This is a genomic window from Niveispirillum sp. SYP-B3756 (assembly GCF_009495745.1).
GTDB lineage: Bacteria > Pseudomonadota > Alphaproteobacteria > Azospirillales > Azospirillaceae > Niveispirillum.
In genome coordinates, this window is record NZ_WIDQ01000013.1 from 66,840 (window position 1) to 79,947 (window position 13,108).

The 13,108-nt window shown below is 61.5% G+C and carries 11 protein-coding genes; 7 read left to right on the forward strand and 4 right to left on the reverse strand.

Going from position 1 to position 13,108, the window contains the following annotated elements; all coding sequences use genetic code 11:
• Positions 1 to 48 precede the first annotated feature (48 nt).
• Together GE253_RS19740 and GE253_RS19745 are read right to left on the reverse strand one after the other, a co-directional pair.
• A complete protein-coding gene (locus tag GE253_RS19740) occupies positions 49 to 2,415 on the reverse strand; it encodes a Tex family protein (RefSeq protein WP_153205867.1) in 2,367 nt (788 codons plus the stop codon).
• A 247-nt stretch (positions 2,416 to 2,662) separates the two neighbouring features.
• Positions 2,663 to 2,983: a ribbon-helix-helix domain-containing protein gene (locus GE253_RS19745; protein WP_173012746.1), complete on the reverse strand. Its 321-nt coding sequence runs from the start codon at positions 2,981 to 2,983 to the stop codon at positions 2,663 to 2,665.
• Between the two features lie 204 nt (positions 2,984 to 3,187).
• Between GE253_RS19745 and GE253_RS19750 the strand changes: the two genes are divergently transcribed.
• The 4 genes from GE253_RS19750 to GE253_RS19765 all read left to right on the forward strand — a co-directional run bounded on the left by GE253_RS19750 (position 3,188) and on the right by GE253_RS19765 (position 6,348).
• The gene (locus tag GE253_RS19750) at positions 3,188 to 3,349 is read left to right on the forward strand and encodes a hypothetical protein (protein WP_153205869.1); all 162 of its coding nucleotides are present in this window, start codon (positions 3,188 to 3,190) and stop codon (positions 3,347 to 3,349) included.
• Positions 3,350 to 3,420: 71 nt separating this feature from the next.
• Positions 3,421 to 4,671, forward strand: a complete 1,251-nt coding sequence (locus GE253_RS19755; RefSeq protein ID WP_247878762.1) for a YcaO-like family protein — start codon at positions 3,421 to 3,423, stop codon at positions 4,669 to 4,671.
• A 161-nt stretch (positions 4,672 to 4,832) separates the two neighbouring features.
• The gene (locus tag GE253_RS19760; protein WP_153205870.1) at positions 4,833 to 5,579 is read left to right on the forward strand and encodes a TfuA-like protein; all 747 of its coding nucleotides are present in this window, start codon (positions 4,833 to 4,835) and stop codon (positions 5,577 to 5,579) included.
• 79 nt (positions 5,580 to 5,658) lie between these two features.
• Positions 5,659 to 6,348, forward strand: coding sequence for a Crp/Fnr family transcriptional regulator (locus GE253_RS19765; protein WP_348770904.1), 690 nt, complete (start codon positions 5,659 to 5,661; stop codon positions 6,346 to 6,348).
• Positions 6,349 to 6,484: 136 nt separating this feature from the next.
• Here GE253_RS19765 and GE253_RS19770 read toward each other — a convergent pair whose 3' ends face one another.
• The gene (locus GE253_RS19770; protein ID WP_153205871.1) at positions 6,485 to 6,667 is read right to left on the reverse strand and encodes a hypothetical protein; all 183 of its coding nucleotides are present in this window, start codon (positions 6,665 to 6,667) and stop codon (positions 6,485 to 6,487) included.
• A 39-nt stretch (positions 6,668 to 6,706) separates the two neighbouring features.
• Here GE253_RS19770 and GE253_RS19775 point away from each other — a divergent pair, with 39 nt between their 5' ends.
• The 3 genes from GE253_RS19775 to GE253_RS19785 all read left to right on the forward strand — a co-directional run bounded on the left by GE253_RS19775 (position 6,707) and on the right by GE253_RS19785 (position 12,073).
• Complete coding sequence (locus GE253_RS19775; RefSeq protein ID WP_153205872.1) at positions 6,707 to 8,626, forward strand: tetratricopeptide repeat protein; 1,920 nt, start codon at positions 6,707 to 6,709, stop codon at positions 8,624 to 8,626.
• A 908-nt stretch (positions 8,627 to 9,534) separates the two neighbouring features.
• Positions 9,535 to 11,415: a flagellin gene (locus tag GE253_RS19780; RefSeq protein ID WP_153205873.1), complete on the forward strand. Its 1,881-nt coding sequence runs from the start codon at positions 9,535 to 9,537 to the stop codon at positions 11,413 to 11,415.
• A gap of 196 nt (positions 11,416 to 11,611) precedes the next feature.
• On the forward strand, positions 11,612 to 12,073 hold the full coding sequence (locus tag GE253_RS19785) for a flagellar biosynthesis repressor FlbT (protein WP_348770905.1): 462 nt from the start codon (positions 11,612 to 11,614) through the stop codon (positions 12,071 to 12,073).
• A 3-nt stretch (positions 12,074 to 12,076) separates the two neighbouring features.
• Here GE253_RS19785 and GE253_RS19790 read toward each other — a convergent pair whose 3' ends face one another.
• A complete protein-coding gene (locus GE253_RS19790) occupies positions 12,077 to 13,090 on the reverse strand; it encodes a ketoacyl-ACP synthase III (protein WP_153205874.1) in 1,014 nt (337 codons plus the stop codon).
• Positions 13,091 to 13,108 lie beyond the last annotated feature (18 nt).

Here is a 13,108-nt window from a genome sequence, read left to right on the forward strand (position 1 = left end):
ACCAGTCAGTTTTTCCCCCTGAATTGTGGCGGATGCGGGGCGTTGTGGTCAGCGCTTGGTCTTTGCCTTGGCGGCCAGGAAGGCGGCGGCGAAGGCATTGTCTTCCGGTGCCGGCTTCTGCTTCGGCGGGGGGGCGCTGTTGCGCGCGGCCTGCGACGGGGGCGGGCCGCGCCGGTCGTCGCGGCGATCATCACGCCGCTCGGGCCGCTGCGGCTGGCCGGCGGCGGGTTTGGTGGGGGCCGGGCGTTCGTCCAGCTTCATGGTCAGGCCCACGCGCTTGCGCTTCAGGTCCACTTCCATAACCTTGACCTTGACGATATCGCCAGCCTTCACCACCGCATGGGGGTCTTTCACGAAGCTGTGCGACAACTGGCTGATATGAACCAGCCCATCTTGATGCACGCCAACATCGACAAAGGCACCAAAGGCGGTGACGTTGGTGACAACCCCTTCCAGCACCATGCCGGGCTGAAGGTCTTTCAGTTCCTCCACCCCATCCTTGAACTGGGCGGTCTTGAATTCCGGGCGCGGGTCACGGCCGGGCTTCTCCAGCTCTTTCAGGATGTCGGTGACGGTGGGGATGCCGAATTTATCATCGGTGAAATCCGCCGGGTCCAGCGATTGCAGGAAGGCGACATCACCGATCAGCTTGGACAAGGGGCGGCCGGTCTTCTTCAGGATGCGTTCCACCACCGGATAGGCTTCCGGGTGGACTGAGGAGCCGTCCAGCGGGTTTTCCCCATCGCGGATGCGCAGGAAGCCGGCGGCTTGTTCAAACGCCTTCGGCCCCAGGCGCGTCACCTCCAGCAATTGCCGGCGGGAGCGGAAGGCCCCCTTCTCATCCCGGAAGGCGACGACATTCTTGGCGACGGTTTCCGACAGGCCGGAAACGCGGGCCAGCAGCGGCACAGAGGCGGTGTTCAAATCCACGCCGACGCCATTCACGCAATCCTCCACTACCGCATCCAGGGTACGGGAGAGCTTGGCGGGGCTGACATCATGCTGATACTGGCCGACGCCGATGGATTTCGGGTCGATCTTCACCAATTCGGCCAGCGGGTCTTGCAGGCGCCGGGCGATGGAGACGGCCCCACGCAGGGAGACGTCCAGCTTGGGGAATTCCAGCGCCGCCACTTCAGAGGCGGAATAGACGGAGGCGCCGGCCTCCGACACCATCACCTTGGTCAGTTTCACATCGGGCAGGCGGGCGATCAGGTCGGCGGCCAGCTTGTCCGTCTCCCGGCTGGCGGTGCCGTTGCCGATGGCAATCAGGTCCACATCATGGCGTATCACCAGCGCCCCCAGTGCGGCCAGGGAGCCTTCCCAGTCGCGCTTGGGTTCGTGGGGATAGATGACGGCGGTGTCCAGCAGCTTGCCGGTGGCATCCACCACCGCCACCTTCACACCCGTGCGGATGCCGGGGTCCAGGCCCAGGGTGGAACGCTGGCCGGCGGGTGGGGCCAGCAGCAGATCCTTCAGATTGCGGCCAAAGACGTGGATGGCCTCATCCTCCGCCTTCTCCCGCAGCACATTCATCAGGTCCAGTTCGATATGCAGGGCGATCTTGGTGCGCCAGGCCCAGCGGCAGGTATCCAGCAACCAGCGATCCGCCGCGCGGCCCCGATCCATTATAGAATAGGTAGCGGCAATCATCTGTTCGGCTGGGTGCGGGCCACCGGTGGCGGCCTGATCCTCACCGACCACCAGCTTCAAATCCAGCACACCCGCCGCGCGACCCCGGAACAGGGCCAGGGCGCGGTGGGAGGCGATCTTCGACAAGGGCTCGCTGAAGGCGAAATAGTCGGAGAATTTGGCCCCTTCCTCGGCCTTGCCGTCCACCAGGCTGGCGGCCAGCACGCCTTGATTTTGGGCGAACTCGCGCAGGCGGCCAACCAGGGTGGCATCCTCGCCCATGCGTTCCACCAGGATGGACCGTGCCCCGTCAAGTGCCGCCTTCACATCGGCCACACCCTTTTCAGCATCGACAAAGCGGGCCGCCTCCACCTCCGGCGTCAGGGCCGGGTTGGCCAGCAGCGCATCGGTCAGCGGTTCCAGCCCCGCCTCCCGCGCGATCATCGCCTTGGTGCGGCGCTTGGGTCGGTAGGGCAGGTACAGGTCTTCCAGCCGGGTCTTGGTGTCGGCCTCTTCGATCTGCTTTTCCAGATCGGCGGTCATCTTGCCCTGTTCGGTGATGCTGGCCATTATGGTGGCGCGGCGTTCCTCCAACTCCCGCAGGTAACGCAGCCGCTCATCCAGGGTGCGTAACTGCGTATCATCCAGACCGCCGGTCACTTCCTTGCGGTAACGGGCGATGAAGGGGACGGTCGAGCCCTCGTCCAGCAGGGCGATAGCCGCTTCCACCTGCTGCGGGCGGGCGGAGAGTTCCTGGGCGATACGGGCGGAGATACTGATCATGATGTCTCGATTGCGGGGACAGGCCGGAAGTACGCTGCATAGCGCATCCGGTGCAGGGCTGCCAACCGCTGAACGCAGGTTACATATTGGATATATATTGGTCTGTTAACGGATTGTTAGTTTGTGGCCGATATAAAGACACCCGCAACCATGTTGCGTTTCCTCCCTTATTAAACTTTCCATCCCCGCGCCGCATGTCGGTCGCGGGGATTTTTTTGCCTAAAAAGGGGGCCGATGTCTGCTGCTATTAAAGGTGATTGAATTCCTTCAACAGGGACTGGTTGTTCCCCCGTGAAACGGCGCGGAAATAGGCGACCAGGAAAGCCCGGATCGTGGCCGTCAACGATGCATTCTGATGCTGGCGCCGGGATACAACGCTGATCACCTGATGGATGGACATGGCCTCCCGCTCGGCAATCTCATGCAGCGCCTGCCACATGACGGCCTCAAGCCGAACGCTGGTGCGATGGCCCTCAACCCAGACATTATGGCTGATCAGTTGACCATCTACCTCCAGATCATGGGGTTCATAGACGCTGATGTCACTGGTGCCGTGGATGATGTTCATGGGCGGCCTCGCCTGGACTGGATTGCTTACGATCAATTTGTGACGAACGACGCCGTCACCATAGTCGATCGGATGCATACAGTGCTGTGAAGCACTTCACATTTCAAAACGTCCGTTTCGGATTACGGTCTGTGGCGAGGCATGGCTAACATTCCTTGCCCACACTTGTAACCTTACAACTATTTACCTGCACAGGAGATGCACATGTTCATCCGTGGCGCTGATGGTCGTCTGTATCGTGTCGGTCCCAATGGGGCGGAAGTTGTTGCTGGCGCTGCTATTGCAGCGGCACCGGTTCGTGTGGCGGCACCCCGTCTGGCGATGGATGTCGGTGCCAGTGCCGAGTTGCACAGCGCCCGCAGCTGACGGGCTTGCCGGCCCAAACCAACCGGTTTGGGCCGGCCCGGCTTTCGTTCAGGAAGAAAGCGGGTGGAAAAATGCCGGTGGAGGATGCGATGGGACAGGTACGGGTGGCGGAATGGGACGGTATCGCCTCGCCGCAATGGCGGCGGCTGGCCACACCGGAGGAAACGCTGGCGCGCGTGACGCCGCTTTTCGGCCTGTTCGGTATCACCCGGGTGGCAAATGTCACCGGGCTGGACCAGGTTGGCATCCCCGTCGTCATGGTCAACCGGCCCAACTCCCGTTCCCTGGCGGTTTCCCAGGGCAAGGGGCTGACCCTGGCCGCCGCCAAGGCGTCGGCCGTTATGGAAAGCATCGAGTCCTGGCACGCCGAACGTCCGCAACTGTCTTTGCGTCATGGTTCTTATGAGGATCTGCGCTACAGCCTGCCACTGGTCGATCCTGCTCTGCTGCCCTGCCAGATGGACAGCATTTTCACGCCCCATACCCAATTGTTGTGGGCGGAGGGCACCAATCTTGCCGATGGCACGAGCAGCTGGGTGCCTTACGAGATGGTGCATACGAATTACACGCTGCCATTGCCGACCGGCCATGGTTGCTTTCAGGCCACCTCCAACGGGTTGGCCTCGGGCAATCATTGGATTGAGGCGGTGATCCATGGCCTGTCAGAGGTGATTGAGCGCGACGCCCGCACCTTATGGAACCTGCTGCCGGTGGAGGCACAGGAAGACACGCGGCTGGATCTGGAAACGGTGGCCGATCCGGCCTGCCGCAGCCTGCTGGCGCGCTTTGCCCGCGCTGGCGTGGCGGTTGGTGTCTGGGATATGACAGCGGATACCGGTGTCCCCACCTTCATCGCGCGCATCGCCCAGGCCGATGGCGGGGCGGCCCGCCAAATACGCCCTGCTAGTGGCTATGGCACGCATCTGGTGCCGGAGATCGCCCTGGCCCGTGCCTTGACGGAGGCGGCGCAGAGCCGGCTGACCTTCATTTCCGGCGCGCGTGACGACATGCAACGCGAAGAATATGAGCGTTTCCTGACCGAGCAGGAGCAGTGCTTGTGGCTGGACCGCATTCGTCTGGGTGCGCCTGTCCGCGATTTCAACCAGATCGCTGGCTGGCGCGGCACCTCGCTGCGCGCCGATCTGGCGGAACTGCGCCTGCGTCTGGGTCAGGTTGGGGTGGAGGACGTCATCGTCGTCGATCTGTCCCGGCCAGAGATCGGCATTCCCGTGGTGCGGGTCATCGTGCCCGGCCTGGAAGGGGTGGATGGCAGTCCCAACTACTGCCTTGGTCCCCGTGCCCGCTGCGTCGCCGGCCTGTGATTTCTGGCGGCGTCGCCGGGCTGCGGATGTAGCGCCGACGGTTGAGATTCTGAGAATGTCAAGAGCTTAGGGCGTGTTTTCGGTCAGCAGAGTCAGGCTCCAGCAAACATGCTTCATCCGATCAACCCTGATCTGGATGGATGGGTCACAGGAGAAGCCGCATGTCCAATCCCGTCATCGTTTTTCTTGGTCCCACCTTGGCAGTGGCCGCTGCCCGTCGGGTGCTGGCAGCGGATTACCGAGCGCCGGTGGCACAAGGTGACGTGCTGCGCGCGGTGACGGAGCGGCCGGCCGCTATCGCCATTATTGATGGGTATTTCGCCAATGTGCCATCGGTCTGGCACAAGGAAATCCTTTACGCTCTGTCGCAGGGCATTCCCGTTCTGGGGGCGGCCAGCATGGGGGCGCTGCGCGCCGCTGAACTGCACCCGTTCGGGATGCAGGGGGTGGGTGCGATCTTCCAGGCCTATGTTGATGGCCGATTGGAGGATGATGACGAGGTGGCGGTGACCCATGGTCCGGCAGAACTGGGTTATCCGCTCCTGTCCGAAGCAATGGTCAATATCCGCCGCACCCTGTCAGACGCCATGGCGGCCGGGGCGTTGACGCCGCATGACCGCCAGCATCTCCAGCGCATCGCCAAGGAACTGCCCTATCAGGACCGGTCCTATGGCCGCCTGCTGCGTGATGCGGTGGAGGAGGGGCTGGATGCTGCCGCCATGGAGCATTTCCGCTGCTGGCTGGCCCATGGCCGGGCGGACCAGAAGCGGGAAGATGCCCTGGCCTTGCTGACGGATCTGTCGCATGGCCTGCGTGAAGGCAGCCTGAAGGTGCAGCCCGGCTTTGCCTTCGAGCATACTTTCATGTGGGAAAAAGTGGCAGGGCCCTTGTTGTCGATGCGCGCATGACTTGCATTTTTCAACAATAGCATCAATCATTTTGTGGTTGCCTGGTGCTGCTGCCGGGTGTGATGGCGGGAAAAATCTTGTGTCGCTGACCGTTGATCCGGCGTTGCTGCGTCGGAACCAGCTCTTCAGCATTCTCAGTGATGCCGAAATGGAGGCGATACTGGGATTTGCCCGTCCACGGCGGGTGCAGGCCGATGAGCGTATCTTTGCCAAGGGCGATCCGGGCGACAGCCTTTATGTGATTCTGCGTGGACGCGTCGCCGTCCAGACGGAGTCGCGGGAGGCCAAGCTGATGTTGCTGAATATCCTGGATGCCGGCGCTGTGTTCGGGGAGATCGCCATGCTGGATGGCGGGGAACGCACCGCCACCGTCATGGCGCAGGAGCCGGGGGAGTTGCTGCGCATCGACCGGCGCGATTTCATGCCTTTCCTGTTGCAGCACCCCGATCTCTGCATTCGCCTTATGGGTGTGCTGTGCCAGCGGGTGCGCTGGACCAGCGCCATTATCGAGGATACCGTTTTCCTCAATGTCACCCGGCGTCTGGCCAAGCGCATCTTGATACTGGCGCGGGATTTTGGCCGGCGGACGGAGAAGGGCATCCGCATCGCCGCCTTCATGAGCCAGGAGGATCTGGCCAATATGCTGGGCGTCTCCCGCGAGATCGTCAATAAGACGTTGAAAAGCTTTCAGGCATCGGGGGCCATCACCTACCGAAACGGCTATATCGTCGTGCAGGATGAAAGCTTTCTGGAACAGCTGGCGCGTTGAGCCTAGGTTGGTGGCTTCAAGGACGGGCTGTTTTCAGGGGGCGCACGATGCGGGGTTGGACATGCGGGCGGCCGTGGGCGGCGCTTCTGCTGCCAGCGTTGGCCTTTGGCCTCGCGGGCTGTGCCAGCCATGAGGATCAGGTCACGCGGAACTTCATGTTCGTGCCATCCATGCCATCACCACCACCGGAACCCGAGATGCCGGCCGGTGCCGCTGCACCGTCGGCGCCGGTCGCACCAGCGGTGGTACAGGCGCCGCTGCCACCCCCGATATTGAAGCCGCCGCCGGCCCCACCCGCTCCCCTGGTTCCGCCCACCAAGGCGACGGGATCGGCTACCGGTAAGGCAAAGGTCGGATCATGAGTGATCTGAACACAATGCTGGATCAGGCCATCGCCCTGCATCGTGGGGGCGACCCGGCGGCGGCGGAGTTGACGTACCGTCAGGTTCTGGTGGCTGTTCCCAGCCTGGCGGATGTGCATTACCTTTTGGGGATGGCCTGTCTGCAGCAGGGGAAAGCGGCCAAGGCGGTGCGCAGTTTGCGCACCGCCTTGGCGCAGAAGCCGGACAGGCAGGACTGGCGATTCAATCTGGGGGTTGCCCAACGCCAGTCGGGTGATCTGGCCGGGGCTGCGGCCAGTTTTGCCACGGTCACAGCGCAGGAGCCGGCCGGCAGCCCGGCGCAGGCGGCGGCGCTGGCTGAACATGGGGCCGTTTTATTGGCCCTGGGCGATCTGCCGGCAGCGGAAGCAACGTTGCGCCGGGCAGTGGCGGCGGGTGCCGCCGATGCAGCGCGTAATCTGGCGATCTGCCTTTACAATCTGTCCGCAGATCCGGCAGCCCCAGGCAGTCTGGCGCGGCTGGAAGAGGCGGTTATGCTGTTTGCTGAGCGGATTGAAATCCGTGAGCGGTTGGGGTTTGCCCTGCTGCGGGTTGACCGCGCGGCGGAGGCAGCCGAGCAGTTCCGCCTTGTGCTGGCGCGGGGGCCGACGGAACAGGACAGCCGGCTTGGACTTTGCGACGCGCTCTCCACGCTCGGCCGATTTGATGAAGCGGTGTCTGAGGCGCGTACTCTGCTGGCGCAGCAACCCGGCTTGCCGGCGGGGCTGGTGGCGTTGGCCAACGGTCTGCACGGTCAGGGGCAACTGGCGGCGGCGTCCGCCGCGCTGGAACAGGTGCTGGAACAGTCTCCCCAGTCGCTGCCGGCCCTGGTCAATCTTGGAACCGTGAGGCGTGACCAGGGGGATGATGCCGGGGCGGAGGCCTGTTATCAGGCAGCGCTTGCCTTGTCACCCTCTGATCCCATCATCCATTGGCAGCGGGCACAGGCTCGTCTGCTGGCCGGGGATATGGCCGAAGGGTGGCGGGAATATGAATGGCGCTGGCAGGTTCCGGGCTTCCCGCTGAGTGCGGCCCTGGCGGCGCTTCCATTATGGAATGGGGGGGGATTGCCGACTGGCCAGCGTCTGTTGGTCCATGTCGAACAGGGGCACGGCGATACATTGCAATTCGCGCGCTATGTCTGGCCCCTGGTGGCGCGTGGCTTGCCGGTTCTGCTGCAGGTTCAGCCTGCCTTGCGGCGTCTGTGCCGGGAGAGCCTGCCGCCGGTGGTGGAGATCGGTGTTCTGGGGGAGGCGGTGCCCGCCGATATCGCCTGCCGCATCCCCTTGCTCAGCCTGCCACTGCATGTTCAAGGCACACCAGGGGATGAGGTGGCCCAGGTGCCTTATCTGCAGGTGCCGGATGAACGGCGGGACTTCTGGGCACGGCGTCTGGCGGCCCTGCCAGGGGTGAAGGTGGGGCTTGTCTGGGCAGGGGATGCCAGGGCCGGCGATCCAAGGGCCGCGGCCACGGACCGCCGCCGCAGCTTGCCTTTGGCGCAACTGTCTGCGTTGCGCGACCTGCCGGGGATCAGCTTCATCAGCCTGCAGAAGGGCGCGCGGGGCGCTGAAGCCCAGGGGCCGGATGCACCGCTGGATATGGTGGACTGGACCGGCGAACTCTGCGACTTCGCCGATACCGCTGCCCTGGTGGCCGGTCTTGATCTGGTGATCGGCGTGGATACAGCGGTAATCCATCTGGCGGGGGGGCTGGGTGTGCCCGTATGGGTATTGTCAAGATTTGACGGCTGTTGGCGTTGGTTACGCAACCGGAATGATAGTACCTGGTACCCCACCCTTCGGTTGTTTCGCCAATCCGCGTGGGGGAACTGGGAACCTGTGCTGACGGGACTGGCCGAACGGCTGCGCCATTTTATAGACGAAAGGATAGGGTCGTGAGGAATTCCCCTCTATTTCGGGGGTGCCAGTAATATCGACGGCCTTTCCGCAGATACATACAGATATGCCGTTTCCCTTCATGGGGATGATTTGGGTCGAATTTTTGAATTTTTACAATATGTTAAGATTTTGTTTGCGTCACGGTTTTTGTTGTGGCATTATTGAATTACCTAAAAATAGGCCCAGACCATGCTGATTGAGGGGATTCGAAACGTAGCGACATCTTATGTGCCGGCTGCCAGTCCGACAGCCGCCAATAAGGTGGAGTCTACCCCGGCCCCTGTGCCCGCTTCAGCAAATACCGGTACTCCCTATGTCTCCCCCGTCATTCAGTATGACAGCGACGCGGCCATCGCAGTGTTGATGTTCCGTGACGGCGATAGTGGGACTGTGGAAACTCAATATCCTTCCGAGCGGGTGGTGCGGGAATATCGCCTGCGTGGGCGCGAGGGGGGGGAGGCTGCTGTTGCATCTCAATCAGCCGAGTCGAAGGGAAGGTCGGGCGCTCCGGCCTTTTCAACGCCCGGCTATGCAGGTGCTGCTGCTTCCCCAGTGCCTTCTGCCGCATCTGCGCCGGCCGTTGCGGCTGGGTCGGTCGGGGGAAGCGGTGGTTCAGGTGTGAATCTGGTCGCTTGACCAGGGGTTTGTCCCATCCGAATTGCTTTATATCAGGCCAGTGTCCCCCCTCACTCTATCCTGATGGTCTTTGGGATATTGGCCGTTTGGCTTTCCGCGATTTTAGCGTAGTTTATCTGCGTAAATAGCGCCTGGGTCGTGCTGACGTCCCTAACCAGACGAATAGGGTTGGCCCGATGCGGGAACAACCTGCTTGACAGTACGACGGCCCCGGTGTTTGCTGGGGATAGCCCGAAAAATTCGGGTACTCAGGCCTCCAAAGGAGAGATCAAATGTCTTCCAGTGATGTGAACCTTACCTCCAACATGCGTTCCAACCTTCTGCTTTTGCAGAATACGCAGAAGCAGGTATCTTCGATCCAGAACAAGCTGGCCACCGGCAACAAGGTGAACAGCGCCCTTGACGGCCCCAATGCCTTCTTCGCGGCCAAGAGCCTGACGACGCGCGCGGCCGACCTGACCAGCCTGAAGTCCCAAATGGGGCAGGCCATCAGCACGATCCAGGCTGGTGACAAGGGTATCTCCGCCATCGACAAGCTGATTGATCAGGCCAAGGGTCTGACCACGTCCGCCTATTCCAGCCTGGGCAATGACGCTGCTTCGATCGCCACGCGCAAGTCGCTGGCGCAGCAGTTCAATGCCATCAAGGACCAGATCGACAAGGTTGCGGGTGATAGCGGTTACGCTGGTAAGAACCTGCTGTCGGGTAATGGCTTGACCTTGGATACGACAGCGTCCAGCCGCAGCAGCGTCAACAGCATCGCCGGTCTGTCCGCCAGCCGTGTGACCAACGTTGTTTCCTCGGATACTTATTCGGTCAGTGTAAGCGGAACGGGTGCCATTTCGGGGAATCTGGAAGACATTGCCGGCGCCGAAGGCAAGCGCGGCGTCAGCAGCCTGAAGGTTTCCGGCAAGCTTTCCAACACTTCCGGCAATTTCTCCGACATCTCGATCGAGATGCGGGGGGCCCAGGGTAAGGAACGCACCGTCGTGGTGACGGAAGGCAGCGAGAGCCGTACCTTCAAGTTCTTTGATAACAGCCAGTCGGCGTCCGCCAGCACGGGAACTGCCGGTAAGGAGGGGACGGCTCAGGTTTCCAGTGTTGAAATTGGTGGGGCGATTGAAGAAGGTGATACTTTCACCGCAACGGTGAATGGTCAATCGTTCAGCTATACGGCACAGGCTTCTGATCTCTCTGCCAGCGGCACGGATCTCAGCCCGGAGGCCCGTCGCCAGAAGATAGCGGAAGGTTTGCAGGCGGCAGTTGCCGGTGGCATTGACACCAGCCGCTTTACCATTGGTACGGCCACGGCAGATGCCACGAAGGGTACCAGCTCCTTTACGATTACCTCTAATGTCACGACAGGCACCGGCGTCAGCTTTAACGTGGGTGCGACCACGACCAATGCTGAGAGCAAGTCGGTGTCCGTCAGCTTCTCGTCGGGTACAACAGTATCTTTCAGCGTTGACCGTGCTGATCTCAATTCTCTTGGGACGGCCGCCAATGGTAAGTCCACCATTGAGAAGAGCGTCGATATTGAGATTTCGGCGACCAACCTCAATGGTGTCACCACCAGCCGCTCGGCAGGCAATGCCCGCGGTAGCAGCAAGCTGACAGATGGCGAGAATTCGCTCAGCTTCGACAGCGGTACTGTTCGTGTGTCAGTGAACTCTGCGACGATCATGGCTGCTGCCAGTGCGCAGTCGTCGGCCAACCTGACGACGGTGCAACGTTCCGACGCCAACACGGAAAATGATCTGAATGTGCAGCTGAACGAATCCAACACCAACAATATCGGTGTGGCTTCGATCAATGTGAAGACGGACGGTCAGGGCCTGCGTATCGATTATGCGCAGAATGATTTCCTGGATCGTGCGGATATCGACAAGGCTGCCGCCAGCCTGGATGCTGCAAAGAGCACGCTGCGCAGCGCTTCCCAGTCGCTGAGCACCAATCTGAACATCATCCAGAACCGTGAGAGCTTCACCAGCGACTTCTCCAACGTGCTGGTTGACGGCGGTAACAAGCTGACCCAGGCCGACCAGAACGAGGAAGGTGCAAACCTGCTGCTGTTGCAGACGCGTCAGCAGCTGGGCACCATCAGCCTCTCGCTGGCCAACCAGTCTCAGCAGTCGATCCTGCGTCTGTTCTAAGCCGCAGGCCCCAATGGGTAATGGGAACGGCGGGCTTTGGCCCGCCGTTCTTGTTTCCGGGCCAGCAGTCCTAGGCGTGCGGCATAAAAATGTCGCCTATGCGCATATTTTCCCGTGACCTGCGGGGGGCTGGTGGCTTACCTCATAGAGCGGACGCCGAACGATCGCGCTCCAACATTGTGCTGGGATTGATATCGTGCCACTGAAACTTGTCTTGCGTCCGGGTGAGAAGCTGATTGTGAATGGTGCCGTTATCGGTATCGGCGATCATCCTGTTTCGCTATTTTTTTATAACAAGGTAAATTTCCTTCGTGGTCGTGAAATCATGAAGGAAGAAAATTGCGATACAATTGAAAAAAAGCTCTATTTTATTATTCAGCTTATTTATATTTTTCCTGAAGATGCGCAGCTTAATCTGGTAAAGTTTGGTCTTATTCTGGAGGAGTCCCGTTTGGCTCATCCAGGTGAGGCCCAATTGTTTAACGATATTGAAATGTTGGTCCGCGACGGCAATTATTATCGCGCTTTGAAGATTTGCCGTCGGCTTTTCGCGGACGTGCCGGTAAATGCAGGGGCAACGCCGGCGGAAAACCCGCCGCGGCCGCCGGTGATTGTCACCAAGGTCCGGCGCAAACCCACGACAGAACCGGCTGGTTGAGGGTCAATCGACTGTTATGGTGCGGCAGGGGCCTATGACCGGCCCCAGAGTCCAGACCGCCGTGCCCCATGACCAGCCGACACCAAAGCCGCTTAGTAATAAACGCTGTTGCTGCTGTGCCAGCGCGTTGCCCAACCTGTCGCTGATGGCCAGTGGTATGCTGGCTGAGCTGGTATTGCCGCGCTCCCGCAGGGCCAGCACCAGCTGATCGGCGCTGGCGCCGATCTTCTGTCCTAACCGCTTCAGCATCATCTCATTGGCTTGGTGCAACACCACATGGTCGATCTCGGCCATGGTCAGTCCCGTCGCCGTCAGGGTGGCGGTGATGGCCTTGGGTACCTCCCGCAGGGTAAAGGCGAAAACCTGGGTGCCATCCATGAACAGGGGCGGCCCGTCCGGGGAGCGCTGGCCGCCCTGTTGTTTGATCAGATAGGGGGCACCGGCCCCGTCAGTGCCCAAATCCACCGCCAGTGATCCCGCAGCCGGATCATATTCCAGTGCCGTCACCGTGGCGGCATCGCCGAACAGTGGGGCTGTGCTGCGGTCATCAGCATCCAGCGTGCGGCTGGTAATGTCGCCGGCCACCAGCAGGGCGCGGCCCCTCCCCATGCCGGCCAGCAGGCTGGCGGCATTCCACAGCCCATAGATATAGCCGGAACAGCCCAGCCCCATATCAAAGGCGGCACAGTGCCGGCCCAAACCCAGCGCGTTCTGCAACAGGCAGGCCGTGGCGGGCAGCGGATGGTCCGGCGTCTGTGTCACCACGATCAGCAGGTCGATACTGTCCGCTGCCCAGCCGAGCCCGCCCAGCAATTCCCGCGCGGCGGGCAGGGCCAGATCGGACAGGCACTGATCGGGCCTGGCGATGTGACGACGATAGATCCCGGTGGCGCTGGCAATACGCTCTGCCTGTTCTGCCCCGAACCGCCTGGCCAGATCGCTGACATCCTGTATATGGGCGGGCAGGGCGGAGACGATGCCACGCAACGCGATGCCCTGGATGCGCGCCTGCGCCATGATGTGTCCGCCCCTCTA